This is a genomic window from Paenibacillus solanacearum, from assembly GCF_910593845.1.
In the GTDB taxonomy this organism is placed as follows: domain Bacteria; phylum Bacillota; class Bacilli; order Paenibacillales; family NBRC-103111; genus Paenibacillus_G; species Paenibacillus_G solanacearum.
Window position 1 is genome coordinate 24,222 of the sequence record NZ_CAJVAS010000036.1, and the last position, 25,051, is coordinate 49,272.

Below are 25,051 nucleotides of genomic sequence, written 5' to 3' on the forward strand. Positions count from 1 at the left end.
ATAAAATCAATTACAATTCCTTCGTTGATAAGGTTCGCAATAGCGATATTAGTATCTAATAAGATCCCTTGCTCACCTTTCCCAACTTGCAACCATTCCCTAAATATCCTGCACAGCCTCAACACTACTCCACCTGCGGCTTCTCCGCGGTCACGCCGACATCCTTCCACGTCAGCTTGGAGTTCGGATCGACGGTAAAGTTTTTCACCCGGTTGTTCACGGCGTAAATTTCCGAGCGGTACAAGGTCGGGATGACCGGCACCTCTTCGCTCATCAACGCCTGCCACTGGTTGTAAATGTCTTTGCGGTACGATTTATCAAACGCTTGCTCCGAATGGCCCTTGGCCAGCAGATCGTCGTTCTTGTCGCTGACCCAGTGGGTGTAATTGAAGATAACGTCCCGCGCATACAGTCCGTACGGGTCTACGTCCGAGCCCGTTCCCCAAGCCCCGGCGAAAATATCGACCTTCGGATCGTCTTTTTGTACCATATCGTAGAACGAATTGAACTCCGCCAGCCGCCCGTCGACCAGCTGGGCGTCGAGCCCTATGGCTCTCCAGCATTGGATATAAAATTTGGCCAGCGGCTCGGCGACATCGCTGCCGCTCATCGACAGGAAGCGGATCGGGAATTTCTTGCCGGTCGGGTCTTCGCGCAGCCCATCGCCGTCGCGGTCCTTGTAGCCGGCTTCGTCGAGCAGCTTCTTCGCTTTTTCCGGGTCGTACGGATAGCCCTTCGCAGTGGTATCGTGGTAGCCCGGGAACGAAGGCGGGATCAGCGTCGTCGCCGGGAAGCGCAAGCCGTGGTACAATTTATCCCCTACGGATTGGTTATCAAGCGCGTAAGCCATCGCCTGGCGAAGCTGCTTGTTCTGGAACTTCGGATTGTCCATGACGCTTTGCTGTTTGGCCGCATCCCAACGGCCGAGCTTGAAGCCGATGTAGTTGTAAGCCAGGTCGATTTTGCCGATGAACTGCACGTTCTTCGTATCCTTGGCCGTCGGATACTGATCGGTCGGGAAGGTGGCGACGTCGATCTGTCCTTTTTTGAGCGATTGCAGGACGACCTGCGGGCTGACGACTTTGACGATGACGCCCTTCAAATGCGTCTTGCCGGCCCAATAATCTTCGTTGCGGACGAATTCGACCGACTCGCCGGGAACGATTTTACTCAGCTTGAACGGACCGAAGCCGATCGGCGTTTTGCGGATTTTATCCGACTGCGGCAGCTGCGAAATCGGAATGTCCTTCAAATAATGCTTCGGAAACGGCGTCGCCCATATACCGGTCAGCAGCGAAGGATTCGCATGGTTCCACGTAATCGTGAGCGTCTTGTCGTTCAGCACTTTGATGCCGGAGATGCTCGCCGCCTTGCCGCTGTGGTAATCCTCCATGCCGACGACGTCCTGAAAGAGCGCGCTCCCGTAGCGGACGCCGGTGTAATCTTTGCTGCCGATAATCAGGTAGGCGTATTCCAGATCTTCCGCTTTGACCGGCACGCCGTCCTGCCAGCGGACGTTGTCTTTAATTTTGATCGTCATCGTTTTGCGGTCCGGCGATAGCTCATACGTGGCCGCGCCGTCATTCGTAATTTCATAATCGCCATTGCCGTAAAAGAGCGATTCCTCGAAAAACTGCAATATTTCCGCATCCGGCTCGCCCGTGTAAAATGCCGAGTTCAGCGTCCCCTCGAACGGGGTATCCGACACAAGCCCGTAATTCAGCACGCCTTCGACGATGGCGCCGCCGTTCTTGACATCCATCGGGAAATTGCCAATGTTTTCTTTGGCCGCAGCCGGTTTGCTGCCGTCACCTTTGCCCGAACGGCCTCCGGTGGAGCTGACGTACACTGCTACCGCAACGATCAGGACAGCTAGTACGCCGACATAAATCCAGTACGATTTCTTCATCACGATCTCCCCCTCTTATCCTAATCGCTGTCTCGCATCCGCTGCGCGCTTCAGCGCTTGACCTATAAAATTGATGCATAGCATCATGACCAGTATGAGCACCGCGGCCGGCGCCCAAATCCACCATTTGCCCTGCAGCACGACCGGGTTCGTTGCATAGCTGACGAGCGTGCCGAGACTCGGCGTGCTCTCCGGCAAGCCGAAGCCCAAGTAGCTCAGACCCGATTCGATCCCGATGTTGCCCGCCAGATTGAGCGTCAAGTTCACGATGATGATCGAGCTTAGATTAGGTAATATTTCCCGCACCATAATGAGCCCGTCGGGTGTTCCAAGCGTCTTCGAGGCGCTGACATAATCGAGCTCGCGCTCCGCCAGCGTCTTGGCGCGAATGAGCCGCGCTTTGCCCGTCCATAGAAAGGCGCTCATGATGACGATAAACGTCCCTACATTATGCTTCGGCACGATTGCAATGAAGACGATGACGAGCATCAGGAACGGCAGCACGAGAATAAAATCGATCACGCGCATGATGAGATGATCGAGCATACCGCCGAAATACCCCGCGGTCAGGCCGACGGCAAGACCGATGACTCCGGTAATGAGCGTAATCGCGAGACCGATGGAAAACGAGTTCCGCGCGCCGATGATCAGCTGCCCGTATATGTCGCGTCCCCCGTAGTCGGTGCCAAGCCAATGATCCGCAGATGGCGGCGCATAGATGGACAGCAGATCGACCTTGACGATGCTTTCCTGGTCCAGAAACAGCGATGAGATATAGACGACGGCCAGAATGAGCAGCAGCAGGCACAGGGAAACGACGGCCAGCGTGTCTTTGGTTAATTCGCGCCACAGAATGGAGAGTGCGGAAGGACTTTTGCCGGCCGATGCCGCCTCTTCCTGCTCCCGGTCGCTTGCGATGGTGGTGTTCACGTTCTTGTCCTCCTATCCCGCTATTCCATTCGTATGCGCGGGTCTACGGCGCTTAGAATAATATCCGACAGCAACGTTCCGAGCAGCGTGGCCAGTCCCGAGATCATGACGAGCGCAGTGACGACGCTGTAGTCGCGCTGCGTGATCGACTGAAGGAACAGCTGGCCCATCCCCGGATAGCTGTAGATCGATTCCAGGAAGATCGACCCGCCGATTAACCCCGTAATCTCGTACCCCAGAAAGGCGGCGATCGGTAAAAAAGAGTTGCGCACGATATGGCGCGAATAAACGTGCGATTCCGGCACGCCTTTGGCTCTGGCCGTCTTGACGAAATCTTTTATTTTCGTCTCGATAATTTCATTGCGCAAATACAGGATCAAGCCCGCCGTGGCGATGAGCGCTCCCGACAAGCTGGGCAGAACAAGATGGTGCATTTTATCGACATAGTAAGCGAAGGTCCCCTGCTCCGCCTGCACATCGACGCTGCCGCCCGTAGGGAACCAGCCCAGCGCGAAGCCGAACACGAACAGCATGACGATGGCAAAAATGAATAACGGCGTCGCCAGGCTGACATAGCTGTACCCGACAATGAGCTTGTCGGCCCCCGAGTCGGTCCATCGGCCGGAAGCAACACCCAGCGGCACTGCGATGAGATACGTCAAGACCAGAATGCAGGCGGACAGCAATACCGTATTCCCCATCCTACCGGCGAGCAGGTCGGTGACGGGCTGCTGATGAATGTACGAAAGGCCGAGATCGCCATGGAGCAGACGCTCGATCCAGTGCCCATACTGGACGTAAAGCGGATCGGTCAAGCCGAGCTTCTGCCGCAGTTCGTTCAGCGTCTTCGCGTCCATCTGCGGATTGTTCACAAGTTGGCCGGTCAAGGCGTCGCCGGGCATCGCTTTGGCCAGCAGGAAGACAAGCACGCTCAATAGAAACAATTGGGGGATCATCGTCAACAGCCGCCGCAAAATAAAAGTCCACATCGGTTATCCCATCCCCCTCTCTTATAGGATCGCGGCATAATGCGTATCCGAGAGCCGCTTCAACGGATGCGCGCGTCCCTCTTGGTCAAAGTCATGCTCGCGGCTCTGCTCGAACTGCCGCTCCATGTGCTGTCGAAGCTTTTTTTGCTCCTGCCGCTCATGCGGGTTCAAATTCGGGATGGCCGCGATCAGCCGCTTGGCATAACTATGCTGCGCGCTCTGGAACAGATCGTCCGCCGTTCCCTCCTCGACCAGCCTGCCTCGATACATAATGCCGATCCGGTCGCACATATGCCGAATCATGCCCAGATCATGACTGATCAGCAAATACGTAAGCTGAAATTCCTGCTGGATATCCTTCATGAAATTAAGCACCTGGGCTTGTACGGACACATCCAGCGCCGAGACGGGTTCATCCGCAATGATGATCCTCGGATTCAGCATCAGCGCCCTGGCAATGCCGATCCGCTGCCGTTGACCGCCGGAGAACTCATGCGGGTATTTCAAGATCGCTTCCGGGTGCAGCCCTACCCGCTCCATGAACTGCTGCACCTTCATCTTCTCTTCCTGCGGCGACAGTCGTTCGAAGTTGCGCAGCGGCTCCGCCACAATATCCAGCACCCGCTTCCTCGGGTTCAGTGACGAATACGGGTCTTGGAAAATCATTTGGATGTCTTTGCGGTACTGCGGATGTTCGCGTCGGTAGCGCCTCGTCAGCGCGTGATCCTCCAACGAAATGCTCCCGGACGTCGCCTCGGTCAGCCCGATCATCGCCCGGCCGGTCGTCGTCTTGCCGCAGCCGGATTCCCCGACGAGGCCGTACGTTTCCCCGCGCCGCAGCTCGAAGCTGAGGCCGTCGACGGCTTTCACCTCGCCGACCACCCTTCGGAAGAAGCCGCCGCGTACGGGATAATGCACTTTCAAATCAGACACGGTCAGCAGCGCCATCGCTTGCACCTCCCGCGAACTCATGTGGAAAACGGAAATGCCGGTAACAGGTGCAGCGGACCCAATGTCCGGGTTCGACCTCGCGCAGCGCCGGATCCGCCTCGTGCTCGGAGTCGGCGATCCAGCGAATGCGCGGCTGGAATCGGCAGCCTGTTCTGGATTGTTGATGCAATGGCGGGACCATCCCTTGGATGACATGCAGCGGTTGTTTCGGAGTATGAAGGGAAGGAATCGATTGCAGCAGCGAACGCGTATACGGATGCAGCGGCCGGTCGAACAGCGTATGGACATCCGCCAGCTCCACAATCTCGCCCGCATACATGACCGCCACGCGATCGGCCACTTCGGCGACGAGGCCGAAGTTATGGGTAATGAACAAAATGCCGGCGTTTGTTTGCTGCTGCAATTCCTGGAGCAGATCCATCATTTGCGCCTGAATCGTGACGTCCAGCGCCGTCGTCGGCTCATCGGCGATCAGCAGATGCGGCTCGCAGGCGATGGCGATCGCAATCATGACGCGCTGCCGCATGCCGCCGGACAGCTCGTGAGGGTAGCGGGCGTAGGCCTGCTTCGGGTCCGCCATGCCGACCCGCCCCAACAGCTCCAATGCGCGCTGCCGTTTGGCTGCGGATGACAGCTTCGTATGGTAGTCCAAGCTTTCTTCGATTTGCCGGCCGACCGTCATGAGCGGATTGAGCGCGGTCAGCGGGTCTTGAAAGATCATGCCGATGTGCTTGCCGCGAATCGCGTTCAGTTCATTCGACGGCAGCGTCAGCAAGTCGGCGCCATGGAACATAGCGGAGCCTTCCACCCTCGTTCTGCCCGCTTCGTGCAGCCCGGCGATGGCCAGCGCGAGCGCGCTCTTCCCGCAGCCGGACTCGCCCACAAGGGCAAGCACTTCATTCGGATGAACCGTTAACGACACACCGTCGACAGCAGCATAGTATTTGTCTTGAATGCGGAAAGAAACCCGCAGCTCCTTCACTTCCAATACGGGTTGCGTTGGCGTAAACAAAGGCGTCCCCTTCTCTCGCGCGTATAGGGTAGGAAACCGCCGCAGGCCGCAAAGCTGTCTGCACGTGAAGGGGAGCCTGCAAGCGGGAATGGGAATAGAGGAAAATATTGTACGTCTATTTTATCATATGGCCGGCCGATCGTTTATACTTAAACAAAAAAAGCCTCCGCTTATTTTCTAAGCAAAGAGGCGATATTCGTGGTATGCCCGTTCATGCGGTGCAGTACGGATCAGGTCTTGCGGCTGCTGCGTGGGGTCCGGCCGACCACCGCGCAGCGCCGAAACGCGCATCCGGGATTCGCGCGAGTGCGCGTCGGGAGGCAGCGCTTCTTCCTGAAGAGCCCCTTGGTTAGCAGCAGGCTCTTCCCTTACGAGCTGCGATGGCTGCACCGCCTCGCGATTGCGCCGCCGATCGATCCACCGGGAGAGACTTGCGTCATGTCTCCCGCCGCGCTTTCAGCCTCATAATGATCTGGTTAATCACTTCAGTGAAGAAGAGCCCCGCCGCGATCGCGCCCGACAGCAAGAAGGCCTTAAATCCGAGCTGTACCGCGATGTCGTACCGGTTCTCGACGACGTTTCGCATCGCATCGTAGGCGAGCCCTCCGGGGACGAGCGGAATGATGCCCGCAACATTGAACACGATGATCGGCGTTTTGTACCATTTGGCGAAGAGAAGGCTCAATACTGTAATGAAGAACGAGGCGTACAGCGTCGCCAGAATCGGGTCGGTGGACATGTCCATGAACGATATATACAGCAGCCAGCCGGCCATGCCGACAAAGCCGCACTGCAGCAGCGTGCGCCGCGGCGCCTGGAACAAGATCGCGAACGCAGCGGACGCGGCAAAGCTGGTCAACAGCTGTTCGAGCATCATCATGCGATCCCCTCCCCTTTGTAAAACGAGAGAATGCAGGCAATACCCGCTCCAATGGCAAAAGCGGTCAGGAACGCCTCCGCTCCCTTGGAAATGCCGGACACGAGATGACCCGACATTAAATCGCGAACTGCATTCGTGATCAGAAGCCCCGGCACGAGCGGCATGACCGAGCCGATGATCATCTTCTCCAGATCGTGGCCAAGTCCTGTTTGCAGCAGCAGCGACGCCGTCGCGCCGGTCACCAGCGCAGCCAGAAATTCTGCGAAAAACTTGATCGGAATGAGCTTGTGAAAATAAATGACGAACCAGAAGCCGGCACCGCCGCACAGCATGGCCGGGAGAAAATCCCGCCAGCTCCCGCCGAACATGATCAAGAAGCAGCCGCTGGCCACCGCCGCCGCCACGATGCGGAACCATGTCGTATACCCGTCGTTCGCCGTCTCGACTTCTTTTAGCAGCCGGTACGCCTCCGCCGCCGTAAGCTCTCCCAGACTGATTCTTCTCGAGATCGCGTTGACGACCGTCACCTTGCGAAGATCGGTGGAACGATCGGCGATGCGGATTAATCTGGTCGCCTGCTCCGGGCCGTCCAGGGAGAATAAAATGCCTGTCGGCGTAACATAGCTATGCGCGTCAGGAAACCCGAAGGCAGCGGCCATGCGGGTCATCGTATCTTCCACCCGCGACGTTTCCCCGCCGTTCTCCAGAATGATCTTCCCCGCTAATAAACACACTTGTGCAATATCATAGGTGGTATCGGGTATCGCGTTCATTCGTTTCTCCTCTCAGCCCCCTTTACCGCAGCGGATTGTATGTAGGCAATCGTTTGTTTGGGAAAATGTAGTTCAGCCTAGCTTCATGACAGTATATCATTAGAGCGATGTTCAGACTAGATCCTGCAATTCAAGGAATGCGGTGTAGAAAAAGCGATGGCAGTGAGCCAACGCTTCATTGTTTATCTATATATGGAGCACTCTAATGGCTCACTTTACCGAAGCAATATATTTGTGTAAACTCTCCTCAACGCACTCAGCTATGAGCTGGAGAAAGGAACTCAAATCGTCGTGAATACTAGCTGTTTCTAACGCCTCATAATATTTCAACCGCGTGTCGCTTGCGGCTTTTACGATAGCAGGGGGATAACCATACTTCATTAGAATTAGATTCATTAACAACCGGGCCGTTCGTCCATTGCCATCAGTAAATGGATGAATATAGACAAACCGAAAATGAAACGCCGCTGCAAGCTCTACGGGATGGAGCTCGTCTTTCCGGTCGTGGTACCATTTCACCAGCTGCTCCATTCTTTCGGAAACCACCGTAAAATGCGGAGGGGTATGCTGTGAGCCGGAAATCATAACGTTAATCGTTCGATAGCGACCTGCGTTATCATCGTCGATATTTTTAAGAACCAACTGGTGGATGGATTTGATAGCGAACTCCGACAACTCGACGTCTCGACGGACTAGATCTTGTACATAGCTTATCGCCTCGGAGTGGTTGATGACTTCGAAATGCTCACGCAGCTTTTTTCCGCCAATGGTTAACCCTTCTTCCAATACAAGCTTGGTCTCCAGAAGGCTCAACGTATTCCCTTCGATCGCGTTTGAGTTATACGTCCACTCCACCCGGTATACTTCATCCAAATTTTTCACCGCCGCCGATGGTAGTGGCCTGAGCTGATCAAGCTCTTTCTTTAACTCATCGATGATCTGAAAGTTCATGAATTTCCCCTCCTCTCCGCATAGTTATTACCATTATATCACAGTAGAGGATGGTTATAACGCACCTTAACATTAACGGTATTGATGTTCGTAACAGTATACATTTCCTTTAAACTTTTCGGGGCGATCCAAGCAATATTGCTTTACCTTACTGCTTACAGCTTTACCGCATTTCGCACATTCTTCATGGTTCTCAACCGTCACAGTCCCAACTGGGTCTTCATGCAAACTCTCTAAACTTACAGTTCGCTGCCTTCTTACCCTCCAGAGAACGAATCCAACACGCAGCATTAACAAAATAGTAACTACAGCCATAGCCCAATCTAACTCAGGAATTTTTATTTCCATAATTAAAATATTCTTACTCAGAACCCATGTAAAAGCCTTCATCATCACGAGCACGCCCAAAAAGCTGACCAAAAACATAGAAATCGATTTTTTATTTCTTCGAGCCACCTTATTCACCCCTTACAATGCTTTTTGCGATTTCCACTTTTTCAGCTTGTCATGTAAGATTAATCCGTTAATAAGCTTAATATTTAATCGCTCTGCTGCTTCTCGGGCCGCAGTTGTAAAATTACTCGTTGTGACGATCCATGCGTCATAGCACCCATGCACCTGTTTGCCAGCTTTCAATCGTAGAACGATATCGTTTCCGACATCTTGTTTCCAGCGCTTACATTGAACGGCTATTTTGTAGCCTTCTTTGCCTTTTAAGATCAGATCAACTTCATGATCACCGGAACCTCCGGTCCGCTGAACCTTGTAGCCTTGATCTTTGTAGTACATCTCCATTAATCTTTCAAAATCCGTACCGGATAACGCATCTACATTGGCACGAAGAAGATCATGATCGGAAAGCTTCTTGTTTGTCGTTGATTTTGTTGTTTTTGTTGCGGTATTTACAGCGGGTTTACGATCTACTGTTTTTTTCGCTTGCGATGCTCGTTCCTTTTTTTCTATTCGTTTCTTCTTTGTCCACATCGCTCCAACGATCTCGCCGACAAGAACACTTCCGAATAATATGACAAAAAACATCCACCATATCTTCTTCAAATCGGTGTAAAAAAAGAGGGATAACCCTGCCAAAATTAATAATGCTTGAATCCCCTTAGCTATTTGTCTACCTTCTGCATAATACGTTCTTGCCATTTGCTATCCTCCTACATGATAGGCCATATTTCATGGTAATAAGACTTTTTTCCTATTATAATATCATTTGGATAATATGGAAATAAAAAAAGGACATTAGCCTTAGAGCTAATGTCCCTAAATCCCACTACTTCTCCCCCTGCTCCACAACGCGCACGCCCACGACCTTGCTCGCCAAGTCCACCTGTTCATGATCCAGCTCCACATGCACAGGCCCTCTCCGTCGCTGCTCACGCCATTGCAGCAGATCTTCTTCCGTTTCCAGCTTCAGCTCTGCGATTTCAAGCGCGCGATCGAACATATACTTCGAGGTATACAGCAGCGTATAAATCCCTCGGCCTCCAGGAACGATGGGCCGCTCCCGCTTCAGCCATTTCTCTACCGTAAACTTCACGTATAACTGTTCTTCCGTACCGCGTCTGGCAGGGCGCTCCGTAATTTCTTTACGCCGGATGACCTTCCAATCGGCGATCTTGCCATACCAGTGAATGCCGGCATCTCCGTTCGCTTGAAACCGCCCTCGCGACTGGTATAAAGCAACATATTCGAATTGCGTTAATAATTTATGGTCTGAAATATTCGCGAGCGGCACATGGTAAAACCCATACTTCAACGCCGCATCGAGTTGCGATGCTTCCCTTAACGAACCGACCAGCACATTCTTACCCGTGAACTTGTTCCGGTAGTAATCCTTGGTGCCTCGTGGCCTTGTAGAACGTTCATATGCTTTTTCCGGACTGTCCATAATGATCTCATCCAGAAAATCTTCCATCAGCTTCGTGGAATTCGGTAAAAAGGGGAAGGCCCCCACGTTAACGAGCTCGATGCTTTTGTAAAAACGGTGCTCACGGAATTGCTCCTCGTTGTGGTAAGGAAATAACACATAGGCGCCGAACATACTTCGTTCCATCTCGCGACTCTGCCCGTCCTCGTACACGATTGCATCTCGGTATCGATGCATTGTATTGATGTCGTCTTCTTCAGGCCCAGGCAGCTTGTACTTATCATAATAAAACGTTCCCTCGTAAGCAGGGTTCAAGCGATATTTGGCGTCAAAAATATACTTGTACTCCGCCGCGGCGTCGTTCTTCTTCAACGTTAGCACATTGTCAGGTCGTTGGGATAACGTTGGGCTTCGATCGCCTTTCGGAAGCGTATTGTAGTAAAGCGTAAAGATTTCATCGTTTTTCGGATTTCGATACACCATTCGAGCCTGCTGCGACTTGTCCAACGTGACAAATACGCCGGTGCGATTCACCTTGATGATATCCTGCTTTAGAAGTTCATACTTCCGGTTAAGCAAATCATGGATTTTCAAAAAGCACCAATATTCATACAACTGGGCCAAATCTTTCATCGACAGTCGGAACAAGTCACTTTGGATGGACAAGCCCTTCATCAGCATCAAATAGTTTCGGTATACTTCTCGATAACCCGGGGCCATTTGCAATACAAGCGTAATCGAGAGCTGCCGCATCTCGCCGACACGGAGAAAATCCAAATTCAACAACCGCTGTAATTGCGTTTGCATATAGCTTAACCGCTTGTTCAGTAGCGGATCTTGCAGACGATTTTTTTCGATCAAGCGCACTTTTAAGTCTTTGAGCTTCGTAGAAATGCGCAGCAGGACCCACCGAATGAATCGGTTCTCCATCGTATCGTAATGCACATGACGCTTCGTCTCCAACGCGTGACTCGGGCGAAACCGTTGATCGTGCGCGGCAATCATCCCCAGCTTCTCATCCGGAATCAACAACTGCGGGCGTTTCGTAAGAAAAGCGATATTTTCCTTTCCCGCCTTCTTCACACGAGACGCATCGACAATTCGATTCTCTACTTGAAGCTGTGCATGAGGCGAAGCCTTGATCCGCTCCACCGCCTGTACCAGCTGATCAAACACATGCTGCAAAATCGTAAAAAACTCCGTTAAGCTTTGGTTTCTCGTCTCTTTGAGTCCCGTTAAATGATATGTCTTCCGCAAAAAATCAAAGGAAAGATTGTAAATCTGCTGGTTCACATCGTTAAGAATCATTTGGTAATCTTGCTTGTAATCCATTTTGGAAGGAAAAACCTCGAGCTGCAGTTGAAACATCGGCTGCCCGTTCGATCGGAGCTCAAGCTCCGTAAGGCCCACTTCATTCTGAAAGTTCAGGATGCCGCATAAAATCATGCTACCTAACGGCTTTACCGCATGACGCAAGTATACATTCTCGTGATGAAACGTTAACGCAATATCTTGCTTCTTCTCAATAACCAATTCATAGGATTGTGTCTCGTAAAACATCGGGAAGCTTGGGCTCCCGCTCTGCCAAGGCTCTAGCACTCCACGCTCCGGGTTAAAAGCAGAAATTCGCTCAATTATCAACGGCGTGGAAAGCGCTGAGATATGAAGTCGGGCATCTACCCATTGCTCCGTATCCGTTCGATGCAATTGTAGAGACTCGACTGTAGGATGAAACGGCTTGCCTTGAATATACAGGTTAAATAGATTTGTCTCCACGCGAAGCAGCTCGACACTTTGGTTAAGAGAGCCAGTATGAGGTGAAGCCATCTTCCTCTAACCTCCGCAGCATGAATGCGATTTTCCGCGCGCTTTGCGGATGTTTGGCCGCTTCTGCCGTTTGGCTGGCGTTCCATTTGGAGTACAGCTCTGACGCATCCTCCATAAGCTCCGCAATCTGCAAAGATTTACCCAGCGCCCCTTGCATCAGTTGCAGTAAGACACGTTTTACTGAAGAGCTGCTGCCTTGAACGCGAGGCAATATCTTCTGAAGCAGTTGCAGATCGAACGCCGCATCTTCACTCATGAGTTCAAACCGCTCATTATATATCATGTAAAAACAAATCGCATCCCTTATCCGAAACCCGACATGAGAATGAATCTCCTCCAAGATGCCGTTGATCTTCACGAGCTTCTCCGTTGTTTTATGGATCAAGTCTCGATGGTCTCGATACACATCAGCCAGTTGAAGGTAATCGCTACGCAGAAACGAATTGGCTGCTGGCGGAGAAGCCTCCTCATCTGCCGCAAGTTCGTCTTCCGGGTACTGTCCTAGATTAATGTAATTAAATTCGATCGTGTTCGCGCGGTCCAGTACCTTTTTGCTAAAAGGATGCGTCGTCTCGTCCATGTTCACCGTGCCCACAAGGTATACATTATCCGGTAAAGATAAATTGCCGTATATCGGCTGATCCTCCGGTCGTAAAGATTGTTGATCGATCAGAGTCGATGTGACGATGCGATCGTTCTGCCATTCTTGGGTCTCAATAATACTGAGCAAATCGCTGAAATAATGCTCGACCCTGGCGAGATTCATTTCATCCAAGCAAATAAAATAAGGCTTGTATCGATTGCTCGGTTTCGAAGCTTCCACCAACACTTCCGTCAAACGGCCCGGACGAAAAACACCGGATAAATCCTTGTAGCCCAAGAGATCCGACGGATCGCTCCAATCCGGTCTGACCGGGATGAGCGTAAACTGATGATTAAAACTCTTCGCACCGAGCGCTTCCGCGAATAGTTTGACGAGCTTCGTTTTCCCGGTCCCCGATACACCAGCCAAAATGACAAAAGGTTTCGTTTTGAACGACAGGTACAGATTCTCGATCAGCGCACTTGGGTAGTGAAAACCCTTCTGTTGGATATACGACTTCACTTTCTCGATGCGCTCTGATACCGTCAATGGATCCAAAGGCTCTTTCTCCTCATCTTCTTGAAGGGCTGGCGTGCTCTCCGTGCTTAGTTCACCCATGCTCTCGGCATAAAGCTTGTAATTATGCATCACGTTTTCTAAGTCCGCGATTAACCGATCATCATCGGGGATATGGTCTCGATCATATCGTATATAAGCTACCGTGGACACTTGGTAATCACGGCCCAAGCCGCTGGATGTAAGCTGTATATGCTCATCCTTCTGGAGATGTTCCAGCGGTAGCAGCTCTCGCATTTGTTGCACTTTTTGTTGGAGGTACTGGTAGCCCTCTTTTTTGCCATGATCCTTCACAGGGGCTGTGACCCCTTGCATCAGCGTGAGATATACGGAACTCATATCTTCCGCAAACAAGTAACACACATATTCCCCATGCTGCGTCGTTTCCGAAATTCGTTTATCAAGGATCGCGATCCACGGGATGTTTGCCCAATTGCCCTGACCGATTGAGCCTTGGATTTTATAGTTTTCATTGATAAAAGGCAGCTTCTTCAAATACTCCGGTATCGTCTGCCTAAACACTGTACCTAGCAGGTGATTCGCGAATGGCTGGGCTTTGGCTTCAATGTAGCCCTTTAAAATTTGAGTCAAGGTTTCCTTAAGTGAAAAGCCTGAGGTTAGCTGGTTATTGTACTGATGGAGCTCAGTTAACGCATAACTCTTCAATTCGCCCATCCCCTGCTCATCCAGCTTATCTATGATCGTTTGTTTGAACGCAATTGTTTGATTGTCATGATCCACTTCTAGTATGGACGATAAAGCTTCTATTGGCGTTTTAAGCAACGCTTTTGTTCGACTTACTGTAAAGTCGTTCCAAGTCGAAGCTACGCCGCTTGGAGGAGGGTCCACCTTTTCCCCCTCACTACAGCTATTCCGATAATATGCCAAGAACCGTTCAGCAACCTGGCTGAGCGGTAAGGACGCTTGCTGCGACGCCTCGTATTCGTCGATCATAGAGAGAATGAGGACCATTTTATAGGATTTCTGTTTGTTACGAAATATCGAGGAAAGCTCGACGGGGAGTGCCATGATGTCCCTCCAACATTATGCTTTAGGCTGCTTCACTTTCTCAATGTGCTCCGCTCGAATCTTGGGATCCGTTATATTTGCACTGGAAATTTGATCGAAGATCCGTTGAATGTCCGCTTCCGTAAGGGACGGAGCGGGTTGTTCCGCTGCCAATCTCGTGATCTTTCTATGTATGAATTCGGATAGCTCAACATCGTACACGATCAGCTCATCCGAGTGAATCTTCCGAAGCTCCGGATCGATACTGAATCTGCATCTCATGGTGAAAGAAATCATGGAGATGAATTTGATATCCTTCCTACCGGAGAGCTGCGCTTCAATCGCTTTGATATGTCCATAGTTTTGCATGAGCGGATTGTACATCTTAAATCGTCTGCTCACGCTCCAATATCTATCACTACGTGTACCTATGATTTCCCCGTTGTAGTTTTTCGTTTCGATGACAAAAATACCATAAGGCGAAATGACAAGATGATCCACCTGGGAGTAGCCGGAGCGCGCTTTTGAATTCGGGAGTAACAGATCGCTTAGATATTTGCATTCCTTAGGTAATTGATCCAGTTGAATGTTAATTTTATATTCGCCTAGTTCTCCAATCCGTGTGGATTCAATCTTTTTACGCTGGGTTGGTTTGGCGGATTTTTTTTGAGTTGGTTTGTTATCTGGTTTTTTCTTTTGGAACAAAGCCAATAGTTGTTTGATCATGAAATAGCTCCTTGGTAACTGGATATTACAGGACAATATTCGATAAATATTTCCATAATCCTTTCTTGTTTGACAAGCTTTTGGAAAGAAAAAACTGCGGTTACGGGGTAACTGCAGTTAAAAGAAAATAATTATATTCATTTATCCCCATTCATTTGATAAATACCTGGTTTCTCAGCTACTTGAGGCAGGTTATATTGTTTTGACCTATTCGTCACATAGGTTGTTTGTTGTCGTTTACTCATCTTTTCCCTTAAATAATGCTTTAATTGAGGATCCACACAATAAAGGTAGCAGCCCTTCATCCCTCTGGTCATTAATGTCCGATAGGTATTCCTAATGATTTGATCTGCGATTCGAATTGCCTCATCTTTATTCTCCTTATATAAGGATTTAAAACCAGAAAGCGATTTGTCCGTCCTCGCTCGTTTGAACGGGTCTGTTATGATCTCTCCGTTCTCACAGCGCATATCTTCGCCTATGATCACCCCAACATAGTCAAATTCAAGACCCTGGGAAGTATGGATACAACCTGCTTGCTCGACTGAATCCGAATCAATAGCCCACGTTGTTGTATTGTTTAAATTCCAGCTCATATAAAAGTTATGTTCTTCAATAAAAATATCGTGAACTTGGCTATTAGCCTTGCCGTCTTTCTTCCAATCCCAGCAATAACCCGCTAAAATTCTTGCTTTATTATTGATTACATTTTTTTCATAAATCTCACTTCGAAGCTCATTGGGATCGTCAAATATTTGAAAATCATATTCAAATTCAAATCCGTCAAAGTTAGCCGTTTTACGAATTCCTAGAACATCATCCAACCAAGCCATATACCCATCAGAACCATTGCAGCGAAACTGCGATTCTAACTCCATTTCCACGATATCGGCATCGTACAGCTTTGCAAATTCATTGATTTGTTCTTTATTTCCAATATCATGCATCGAGATTCTCTGATATTCATCAATAAAAAACACAGAAAATTTGGATGCACGTATGATTTCCTTAATTTGATTTTCGCCTTTGTTTTTAAATAAACCCGATTTTTCATTTAAGCGATGCGCTTCATCTACAATTAATACATCAAATTCATTGGGCAAGGCCTCGTAGAAAACACCTGATCCCTTAAATAAGTTATTGATAACCGTTTTTTTATAATTTTGCTGGAGACGTTTTGTGTAAACCTCTCTCGGAGCACTGTTTTTGGTAACATATTGGCAAACCAACTCTTTGGAAGTCAAGTTAACTAATAAGTTAATCCCGAGCACAGACTTCCCTGTTCCTGGTCCTCCATCAACGATAAGAACCTGTTTTTTATCGCCTAGTTGGGCTTTATTAGCCATTTGAATAGCAGTTTCATAAACTACTTTCTGCTCGTCTATCATAGTGAACTCATCATTTCCATCGAGCATTTTTACTAAAGCATCCTGAAGAGATTTAGACGGTTTTATTTTGCCATGTTCGATAAGATACAGTGATTTTTTACGATCCGATTTCTTAATATATAAAGAAATAAAGCCCCTGAGTTTTAGCGCATCTCCCTTCGTAAATACGGGAGCCTCATTTATATAATTTTGATACCACGAATTTGTAAGAGGATCGTTCTCCGATCGAATATAGTTATGTAAATAAGCGCAAGGATACAATGAGATGGACTCATTTTGCACAGTTTCATTATATTCCGATATTAACTTCGCATAAGACCAAGCTTGATACGAGGGGTGAGGGTGATTAACAAGTCTATTTCCAATAACGGTTTGGACAATCCCATCCTCGCTCTCAACCAGGCTTACTTTTTGCCATTGTTTTAACTCAACAATGACTACGGCATAGCGATCACTCGCGTCTAGACCGGCTAAAATAAAATCAATTCTTCTTGAAGTTGCAGGTACCTTATATTCAATCGCAACAGCTACATCATCCGGTATTAATGGAGTATTCAGAACTTTATACATATAATTCATAGAATTATTCCATGAGTTAATTTCACTCTCCGAAGTTCGGCCAATTTTTTCAACAAATGCCTCATATATCTTTACAGCGATACTGTCCTCGGTTACATCGTTCATAAATTGCTCTTTAGTCGCTTCATATATGATCATTGAGCCTTACCTCTATTCCTAACCATCCGTATACTTTTTTGATGTACCTTTGAATTTATCAATAGGGTACTTCACTTCATTTTTCTTCAGTTTATTAAGAATTGCAGATTCGATATTAATATCTAGATCATGTGCTAGCATCAAAGCATAGATCAAGACATCGGCTAATTCGTCTTTAATTTGATCCATTTTTTCATTAACGGCCACTTCGCTATCCTTCCATTGGAAGTTTTCAAGTAGCTCACTGGCTTCTAATGTTAGTGAAATTGCTAAATCTTTTGAGTTATGAAATTGTTTCCAGTCCCTTTCATCACGAAACTGTATGATTTGTTGTATTACATTGTCCATGGGAGCACCTCATAATAATGGATACATCTATTTTGTCATTTATTTTTAGAATATCAAGCATAAAACTTGAAATTATTTGTCCTCGAGGTTCTTCTGAAGAGACAGCTAAAAAACTAAAGAAGCTGACGCCGGTTGAGTACCGACGCCAGCTTGCAGTTCATGGTCTTTTTTCAATATCCGCTAAATGGGGATTAGACCAACTTCGAGGCTTCCGATTCACCAAATAAATACTAACAACAATAAGAATTAACCCCGCTAACAAATACAACGTAAACGGCTCATGCAAGAATACGGTGCCGATCAAGATCGCGATAAGCGGAATAAGAAACGTATACGAGGCGACTTTCGTGGCCTCCCCCTCGCCGATCAGCTTGTAAAACACCAGCCAGCCAATCGCGATGACGAAGACCGAGATGAACAACAAGCTCGAAATATACGGAGCGTTCCATACGATGCCGGACCAGCTCTCCACTTCAGAGCCAATGCCTGTCATTACGACCCCGCCGAAGATGAGCTGGAGCGTTACGAGCCAGATCGGATCGACGGCGCCGCTTACCTTTTTCACATACGATGTGCCCAAAGCCCAGCTTAACGCGGAACCGAGCGCGAGCAGGATGCCGACGGCGGAGATATGGCCGGACAAGCCGCCGATGCTGATGACGGCTACGCCGGAAAAGCCGAGGATGAGGCCGATGATCTTCAGGCCGTACATCGATTCGCCCAGCCACAACCATGAAAAGACGCCGAGCAGCACCGGCTGCAGAAACACGATGGTCGCGAACAAGCCGGCCGGCAAATAGTTCAGTCCGATCGTTTGCAGGCCGTAATAGCAAATAATGTTAAGCAGCGAAGACAACATGTATATATGCCACGTTTCTTTAAGACGCAGCTGCTTATATCTGGGCACCGCGGCGAACAGCAGAAGCAGACCGCCCAATAATGTTCTCATCCCCGAGAACAGCACCGGCGGCGTGAAGCTGAGCGCGAACTTCGATAACGGCCAGTTCACGCCCCAGACCAGTACGAGAAACGCGACGAGCAGCGTCGTGCGCGTGCGGGAAAGCCCCGGCATGGCGTATCACTCCTATAGGTAGGTCGTATCAAATTGGATGAAACTCACGAATAGGAAAAGGCCACCCTTAGGCAGCCTTCATCCCTATGATCTTTACTTTCCTGTCATCCATTGCGGCTTGGAGAAGCCTTTGAACTGCTCGTCCATGATTTTCTCGAAGTCTTTGGATTGGATCGTTTCTTTCAAATCTTTCGCCATTTGGCTGTCGATGTCTTTCGTGTTGACGACAAGTACGTTGCGGTAGTTTTCGGCCATGTTTTCCAGCTTCAGCGCGGAGGTCAGGTCCATCTTCGCCGCAAGGGCGAAGTTCCCCGGCACGAGGGCGAGGTCGGAGCTGTCTACCGTTCTAGGCAGCTGAGCGGCTTCCAGCGGCTTGATGTTCAGCTTCTTCGGATTTTCTTCGATGTCTTTCTCGGAAGCTTTCGCCGGGTCGGCGTCCTTCTTCACTTTCACCAGGCCGATATCTTGCAGCAGCAGCAGCGAGCGGTACAGGTTGGCCGCGTCGTTGGAGATTGTCAGCGTGCTGCCTTCTTTAATGTCGTTAATCGATTTGAACTTCTTGGAGTACAGACCCATCGGCGCCGTAGGCACGCTGATGACTTCTTTCAGGTCCAATTTGTTGTCTTCAGCAAATTTCTTCAAGTACAGCACGTGCTGGAACAGATTGGCGTTCAAGGAACCGCCCGCCAGCGCTTTATTCGGTTGAACGTAGTCGTTGAATTCCACGACTTCGACGGTGTAGCCTTTTTTCTCCATCAGCGGCTTGATCGCTTTGCTGACCATATCGCTGTAAGGGCCTGCGGTTGCGCCAATCTTCAGCGCTTTCTTCGGCTCTTCTTTCCCTGCGGCTCCACCGGCTGCATTGTTCGTTGTCCCTGCTCCCGGCTTGCTGCCGCAAGCGGCTGCAAACACGGAGAAGATCAGAACCAGCGCCATCATCAACATGACTTGTTTTTTCATGATTTCTCTCTCTCCCTCTCCTATATGACCCTTGTATAGTTAACGTTTATCTACTTTCCGTGCAGCCCAATCCCCGATGAACTGGATGATTTGAACCATCACGATGAGCAGAATGACCGTTGTAAACAGCACTTGGTTATCGTAGCGGTAATACCCGAACCGGATCGCGAGATCCCCGATCCCCCCGCCGCCGACCGTACCGGCCATGGCCGAGAAGCCGAGCAGGCTGATCGCGGTGATCGTTAGCCCGGAGATGATGCCGGGCTTCGCCTCAGGCAGCAGCACTTCGCGAATAATGAGCCACGGCTTCGCCCCGGCGGCGACGGCTGCTTCGATGACGCCTTTGCTCACTTCCCGCAAGGAGCTTTCCACCAGCCGCGCATAGAACGGAATCGCTGCGACGGACAACGGCACCGCCGCGGCAGTCGGGCCAATGGTTGTGCCGAGCAGCCATTGCGTGAACGGCAGCAGCAGCACGAGCAGAATGAGAAACGGTATCGAGCGAATGATATTCGCGATCACGCCGAGCACTTGATTGACGAAGCGATTTTCGGCGAACAGCCCCCGGTCGCTGATGAACAGCAGAATCCCGAGCGGAATGCCCACCACAATCGCAATGATGAGCGACAGTCCGACCATGTACAGCGTTTCGTAAAAAGCTTTGAGCATGTCCGGCAGCAGCTCCATAAATGCGCTACCCTGCATCGGTGACCACCTCCACGCCGCACTGTTGATCTCTTAAGAATTGCAAAGCTTGCTCCAGCTGCGCCGAGTCGCCGGTTATTTCCATAATGAACGTGCCGAGCGGCTTGTCCCCGATGTAGTCGATTTTGCCATGGAGGATATTCGTCTTCACCGGAATATGCTTGAGCATTTCATAGATGACGGCCTGCTCCGCGGCTTCGTTACGGAACAGCACCTTGACGATCCGGCCGTTCGGATCGCGCTTGTCCCACAGCTTGCGGGGCAGCTTGAATTCGAGCGTGTTCTGCACGAATTCCTTGGTCAGCGGCTGCTTCGGGTCGGCGAATAAATCATAGACGGCGCCCTCTTCGATGATTCGGCCGTTATTCATGATCGCCACTTGATGGCACAGCTCCTTCACGACATCCATCTCATGAGTGATCAGGACGATGGTGATGCCGAGCTTCTGGTTAATCTCCCGCAGCAGCGACAAGATCGACTGCGTTGTCATCGGGTCCAGCGCGGACGTCGCTTCGTCGCAGAGCAGCACTTGCGGATCGTTCGCGAGCGCGCGGGCGATGCCCACCCGCTGCTTCTGTCCGCCGCTCAGCTGTGCCGGGTAGTGATCCGCCTTATCCGACAGCCCGACCAGCTGCAGCAGCTCGCGTACCCGCGGGGCGAAGTCCGACGCGGATTTGCCCGCCGCCTTCAGCGCGAAAGCGACGTTCTCGAATACGGTTTTGCTGCTGATCAGGTGAAAATGCTGAAAAATGATGCCGATTTTTTGCCGCGCCAGCCGCAGCCCCTCGCCCGCCAGCGAGGTCAAATTGACACCGTCGACGATCACTTCGCCGGACGTGGGACGCTCCAGCAGGTTGATGCATCGCAGCACGGAGCTTTTGCCTGCGCCGCTGTAGCCGACGATGCCGAAGATCGTCCCTTTGGCGATCGTCAGATTGACGTCGTGCACGCCGGTGACGATGCCATTTTTCGTTTTATATTGCTTGTGCAAATGCCTCAGCTCGATCATGAAACTCCCCCCAAGCAAAAACACCTTTCCCCTCGAGAAAAGGCGTCGTTCATCACAACGGATTCCTTCTACGAAATGCAGCCAAAAATTGATTAATGATATAAATAGTTACGCTAAATCATACTATCGTACTCGGGTATTGTCAATGACGTATTTGCGATTTTTTTGAACATCGTATGATAAATGTTTGACAGCGTTTTCTTATAATAAAACCGACATCTCCCTGAATGAAAGAAAAATATTACCAATCAAAATCAGAATCAACCGCACGGCAAAAATCCTCAATCGACAGGATTGAGGATTCGCCGGCAACGCCGCTTCGCAATATTGCACCCGAGCGGTATAACTGCCGCTGCCCGAGAACAAGGATCGCCACAGCCCATGACAATGCCATCCACGGGATGGGGATGGCTCAAACATGCCGCGATGATCCAAGCTTGATCCTTGAAACACATACTTGCCATTGACGCAGCCCCGATAAGGGGCACTCGACCGATGGTCAGCGCCGGAACGCGCACGCTATTCTTATCCAGCCTGGTCTTTCCCTTCGGCGAACGCCTGCCGGATCAGCTCAATGACGCCCGGCACGTCCGCCGGTTTCAGATGCTCGATGATGAGCGGAATGTCGGGGGTGTGCCTGCGCAGCAGCTGCGCATAGGCCTTGTAGTCCATAAAGCCGTCCCCGGCTTTCGGCGTTTCGATCCCTTTATCCGTATACACGACATCCTTCGCATGAGCGATGGGAGCGTGCGGTGCGATAGTGCGAAACACATCGTCCAGTACGGCTGTCGGCGCCGCCAAGTCCTCATTACGAAAATAGTTGCACGGGTCGAGCACGAAGCCGATATGCTCCTCGCCGTAGCGGCCAAGCACCCGCAGCGCCTCCTCGGTCGTAGCGACCGTATATTTGACACAGCCTTCGATGAGCAGCTTGACGCCATGCGCCTTGCACTTGTTGACCAGCCGGTCGAGCACGATCAGCAGCTGCTCCCAGCCTTCTTCCGTATGATTGGCCGGGTAGTCCAGGTTCGGGAATTGCGGGTTCAGTCCGCCCGTTTCCGTCGCAATGTACGGCGTGCCGAAGTCATGGCAGACTTCAATCAACTGCTCGAACGTGCGGAGCCCCACTTCGCGAGCCTCGGGATCGTGATGCACGAGATTGCAGTAGCCGCATAGAGCAGCAACGTTCAGATCGTACCGGTCCAGCTCCCGCTTCACGGATCGGGCCCACGCCGAAGAGATGCGTTCACCCGGAGGAAGTATCTGCGGGATTCGCGGTTCCAGATGCAGATGATGCAAGCCTAAGGACGACACGGTTGCCGCCATATCCTGCAATGAGTAATTGCGGTATACATGATTGAAGATGCCTAGCGGATTCATTTCACGCGGACTCATGCCAGCACTCCTTATACGTTATTGGCCGTTCGGTACCAAACGAATCGTATCAAGCACCATCGAATAGGTGCGGTTCTTGGGCGATCGTTCCTTCACCGTGAACGAGATCGTCTGGTTGCCCGGCTTCGAGATCGTGACGCTGCCCAGAGCAGCCTCCTTGTAGCCGGCGGCATCCCCGCCGACAGCCTCGAACGGCTTGCCTACCGGTCGTCCGTTCACGCCGGCCTGTACGAGCAGCCGCTCGCGATCTTTTCCCAGCCCCATGATCCATTGCAGCAGCCGGATGAATATATTCGGCCGAAGCTGCGGCTGCGGCTCAGCAAGCTCCGCTGCGCTAAATCCCGTCCCGGTAACGACTTGCCAGCGGACGGTCAAATCATACGTCCCCGGCGACGGCACGTTGAAACTGAGCGTCACCTCGTCTCGCCCCCTGCCTGCCTCGAAGCTCAGCGCCATCCCTTCGCTTGCGTTCGGGTCTTGGACGATGCTGATTTGCCCGCCCGATGACGATTGGGCCGCCAGCCTAGCCGCCCGGTAATACCCCGAGCTATCCGCCGTTGTATGAAGGAGCTGCCTGCCGTCCACAACGTACATATAATTGAACGGATGGCTCTCGATCAAATCGAGGACGCCGTCCCCGTTCCAATCGACCGCATGGAACAGCGGCTCATGATTGGTGACCGTCACGTATTTGGTATAGTCGTTGTTCAAGATATACCTTTGCTCGAAAACGGGCTGGCCCATGGAGCCGATGTTGCGGTACCAGTACAAGTTCTCTTTGTCCTTCGTCGTGCCGCACAGAATGTCCCATCGCCCGTCGCCGTCCCAATCGACGACCTGCAGATTCGCCCGCTTATTGTAGCTGACTTTGATCGGCTGTCCATGTTTGTCTCCCGCCTCGGTCAAGATGCTCAGATTGGTCTTGCTTGACCCGACTCTCTGGTAGACGACGATACGGTAGTTTTTATCGATCATGAGCAGCTCCAGCGTACCGCCGGGGTCACCATCCCAGTTCACCGCCGCAGGCTTCGTCCTCCATGGATTCGACCATGGTTTCCCACCAAGCGTGAACGGCACGGGGGCGGCGAGTACCGGGTTCGACCGGGTGCCGGTATTTTCGATCAAATAGAGCGTCCCTTGCCCGTCCTGCGTAATGAGGTCCAGATCGCCGTCGCCGTCCCAATCGACCGCGAGCGGATTCGTGTACCCGACCGCCGCTTCGAACGGCCCCCAATCGTAAGAACCGCGAGGCGCATCGAAATTGAGCACCGCTCCGCCGGCATGCAGTTGGACCGGATTGCGGAAACGGTATGATCCACCGGTCCCTACGTTCTCGTACCAGTTCACATGGCCGTTCTCATCGCCGGTCAACAAATCCAAGCGGCCGTCGGCGTTCCAGTCGACGACTTCCGGCGTCTGAAACTGCCCGAACTTGATATCCACGTTCGTCCCATCCGGCGTCTGGACGATGCCATTAAACTTCCATGCGGGAGCGGACCGCGTGCCGGTGTTCTCATAGAGCAGCAATCCTTCGGTGGTGCCGAGCATGAGGTCCAGGTCTCTGTCGCCGTCCGCATCGTACACGGATAGCGCCGTCGTCACGATCCCCGTATCCAGCAGCAGCACAGGGGCCGCCAGCACCGGATTTGCAGCGGTGCCGGTATTTTCGATCCAGTACACATGACCGCGATAATCGGCATAGACGATATCCACATCGCCGTCGCCGTCCCAATCAACCGCCTGAATTTGAACCCGGTACGGCGTATTGATATCTACTCCGCCCGACTGCAATATGCGGCCGGAAGCGAACGCAGGGGCGTCGTCGGTTCCGATGTTGCGGAAAAACCAGATGGAACCGTACTTATATACCTGCTTCGAGTTCCCGGTAACGCCGGTCCGATCGACCATCCCCAGCAGCAAATCGCGCTTACCGTCCCCATCCCAGTCGACCAGTTGTATGGACGGGCTCTGGATCGTGTTCCAGCTCGTATACGCAATGAAGTTCTTCGTGATTCCGGCGCCGCCGGCCTGAATTTCGCCGGTATCTTTCCAGATCGGCTTGTCGTTCGTCCCGGTGTTCAAATACAGGCGCAGCGTATACCGGGCAATATAATCGACGACGCCGTCGTTGTTCCAGTCCACGAGGTACCCGTCCAGCGCAGGAAGCCCGAGGCTTGCGCCTTGCATGGACAGCAGCGGAGCCGCGTTCGTTCCTTGGTTCAAGTACATTTTGCCGCGAGCATACACATCCAGCTTGCCGTCTCCGTTCCAATCCAGCAGTTGATGAATGGTCGCATTCGGCTGATCCGTGCTGTACCAGTTGACCGGACCGCTCTGGCCGAATGTAAGAATGCGGCGGGCTGCGTTCGTTGCAGACACGTTCGACACTCCTTGCCAAGCGGTTGCAAGCGCGATAAGCGCCGCTCCCGCTGCTATGATCGTTCGTTTCCACTTCACCTTCGTTAC

At 51.2% G+C, this 25,051-nt stretch carries 21 protein-coding genes; all 21 read right to left on the reverse strand.

Annotation, left to right across the window (positions count from 1 at the left end; genetic code table 11):
- Window positions 1–124: 124 nt before the first annotated feature.
- Window positions 125–1,909 carry an oligopeptide ABC transporter substrate-binding protein gene (gene opp4A, locus KXG62_RS26165; protein WP_218094984.1) on the reverse strand — a complete coding sequence of 595 codons (1,785 nt, stop codon included), beginning with the start codon at window positions 1,907–1,909 and terminating at the stop codon, window positions 125–127.
- 15 nt (window positions 1,910–1,924) lie between these two features.
- Entirely contained in the window at window positions 1,925–2,827 is a 903-nt protein-coding gene (locus KXG62_RS26170; RefSeq protein ID WP_218095016.1) for an ABC transporter permease, read from the reverse strand.
- 32 nt (window positions 2,828–2,859) lie between these two features.
- Window positions 2,860–3,828 carry an oligopeptide ABC transporter permease gene (gene opp4B, locus KXG62_RS26175; protein WP_218094985.1) on the reverse strand — a complete coding sequence of 323 codons (969 nt, stop codon included), beginning with the start codon at window positions 3,826–3,828 and terminating at the stop codon, window positions 2,860–2,862.
- A gap of 21 nt (window positions 3,829–3,849) precedes the next feature.
- On the reverse strand, window positions 3,850–4,776 hold the full coding sequence (locus KXG62_RS26180; RefSeq protein ID WP_218094986.1) for an ABC transporter ATP-binding protein: 927 nt from the start codon (window positions 4,774–4,776) through the stop codon (window positions 3,850–3,852).
- Entirely contained in the window at window positions 4,754–5,791 is a 1,038-nt protein-coding gene (locus KXG62_RS26185; protein ID WP_218094987.1) for an ABC transporter ATP-binding protein, read from the reverse strand. The genes KXG62_RS26180 and KXG62_RS26185 overlap by 23 nt, the downstream gene beginning before the upstream one ends.
- A gap of 436 nt (window positions 5,792–6,227) precedes the next feature.
- Window positions 6,228–6,668 carry a threonine/serine exporter family protein gene (locus KXG62_RS26190; RefSeq protein WP_218095017.1) on the reverse strand — a complete coding sequence of 147 codons (441 nt, stop codon included), beginning with the start codon at window positions 6,666–6,668 and terminating at the stop codon, window positions 6,228–6,230.
- The gene (locus tag KXG62_RS26195) at window positions 6,668–7,444 is read right to left on the reverse strand and encodes a threonine/serine exporter family protein (protein ID WP_218094988.1); all 777 of its coding nucleotides are present in this window, start codon (window positions 7,442–7,444) and stop codon (window positions 6,668–6,670) included. The genes KXG62_RS26190 and KXG62_RS26195 overlap by 1 nt, the downstream gene beginning before the upstream one ends.
- A gap of 210 nt (window positions 7,445–7,654) precedes the next feature.
- Complete coding sequence (locus tag KXG62_RS26200; protein ID WP_218094989.1) at window positions 7,655–8,395, reverse strand: Fic family protein; 741 nt, start codon at window positions 8,393–8,395, stop codon at window positions 7,655–7,657.
- Window positions 8,396–8,467: 72 nt separating this feature from the next.
- Window positions 8,468–8,851: a hypothetical protein gene (locus KXG62_RS26205; protein WP_218094990.1), complete on the reverse strand. Its 384-nt coding sequence runs from the start codon at window positions 8,849–8,851 to the stop codon at window positions 8,468–8,470.
- 12 nt (window positions 8,852–8,863) lie between these two features.
- The gene (locus KXG62_RS26210) at window positions 8,864–9,547 is read right to left on the reverse strand and encodes a restriction endonuclease (RefSeq protein WP_218094991.1); all 684 of its coding nucleotides are present in this window, start codon (window positions 9,545–9,547) and stop codon (window positions 8,864–8,866) included.
- A 127-nt stretch (window positions 9,548–9,674) separates the two neighbouring features.
- The gene (locus KXG62_RS26215) at window positions 9,675–11,831 is read right to left on the reverse strand and encodes a DUF2357 domain-containing protein (RefSeq protein ID WP_343223518.1); all 2,157 of its coding nucleotides are present in this window, start codon (window positions 11,829–11,831) and stop codon (window positions 9,675–9,677) included.
- 238 nt (window positions 11,832–12,069) lie between these two features.
- A complete protein-coding gene (locus tag KXG62_RS26220) occupies window positions 12,070–14,286 on the reverse strand; it encodes an MrcB family domain-containing protein (protein ID WP_218094993.1) in 2,217 nt (738 codons plus the stop codon).
- Between the two features lie 15 nt (window positions 14,287–14,301).
- Complete coding sequence (locus tag KXG62_RS26225) at window positions 14,302–14,991, reverse strand: nuclease-related domain-containing protein (RefSeq protein WP_218094994.1); 690 nt, start codon at window positions 14,989–14,991, stop codon at window positions 14,302–14,304.
- A 137-nt stretch (window positions 14,992–15,128) separates the two neighbouring features.
- A complete protein-coding gene (locus KXG62_RS26230; RefSeq protein ID WP_218094995.1) occupies window positions 15,129–17,096 on the reverse strand; it encodes a DUF2075 domain-containing protein in 1,968 nt (655 codons plus the stop codon).
- A gap of 18 nt (window positions 17,097–17,114) precedes the next feature.
- Complete coding sequence (locus KXG62_RS26235) at window positions 17,115–17,444, reverse strand: nucleotide pyrophosphohydrolase (RefSeq protein WP_218094996.1); 330 nt, start codon at window positions 17,442–17,444, stop codon at window positions 17,115–17,117.
- 157 nt (window positions 17,445–17,601) lie between these two features.
- On the reverse strand, window positions 17,602–18,516 hold the full coding sequence (locus tag KXG62_RS26240) for a DMT family transporter (protein WP_218094997.1): 915 nt from the start codon (window positions 18,514–18,516) through the stop codon (window positions 17,602–17,604).
- A 93-nt stretch (window positions 18,517–18,609) separates the two neighbouring features.
- Complete coding sequence (locus KXG62_RS26245) at window positions 18,610–19,476, reverse strand: MetQ/NlpA family ABC transporter substrate-binding protein (protein ID WP_218094998.1); 867 nt, start codon at window positions 19,474–19,476, stop codon at window positions 18,610–18,612.
- A 39-nt stretch (window positions 19,477–19,515) separates the two neighbouring features.
- Window positions 19,516–20,181 carry a methionine ABC transporter permease gene (locus KXG62_RS26250; RefSeq protein ID WP_218094999.1) on the reverse strand — a complete coding sequence of 222 codons (666 nt, stop codon included), beginning with the start codon at window positions 20,179–20,181 and terminating at the stop codon, window positions 19,516–19,518.
- A complete protein-coding gene (locus KXG62_RS26255; protein WP_218095000.1) occupies window positions 20,171–21,190 on the reverse strand; it encodes a methionine ABC transporter ATP-binding protein in 1,020 nt (339 codons plus the stop codon). The genes KXG62_RS26250 and KXG62_RS26255 overlap by 11 nt, the downstream gene beginning before the upstream one ends.
- Window positions 21,191–21,715: 525 nt before the next feature.
- The gene (locus tag KXG62_RS26260) at window positions 21,716–22,585 is read right to left on the reverse strand and encodes a sugar phosphate isomerase/epimerase family protein (protein ID WP_218095001.1); all 870 of its coding nucleotides are present in this window, start codon (window positions 22,583–22,585) and stop codon (window positions 21,716–21,718) included.
- Between the two features lie 18 nt (window positions 22,586–22,603).
- Window positions 22,604–25,042, reverse strand: coding sequence for an FG-GAP repeat domain-containing protein (locus KXG62_RS26265; protein WP_218095002.1), 2,439 nt, complete (start codon window positions 25,040–25,042; stop codon window positions 22,604–22,606).
- Between the last annotated feature and the right edge of the window lie 9 nt (window positions 25,043–25,051).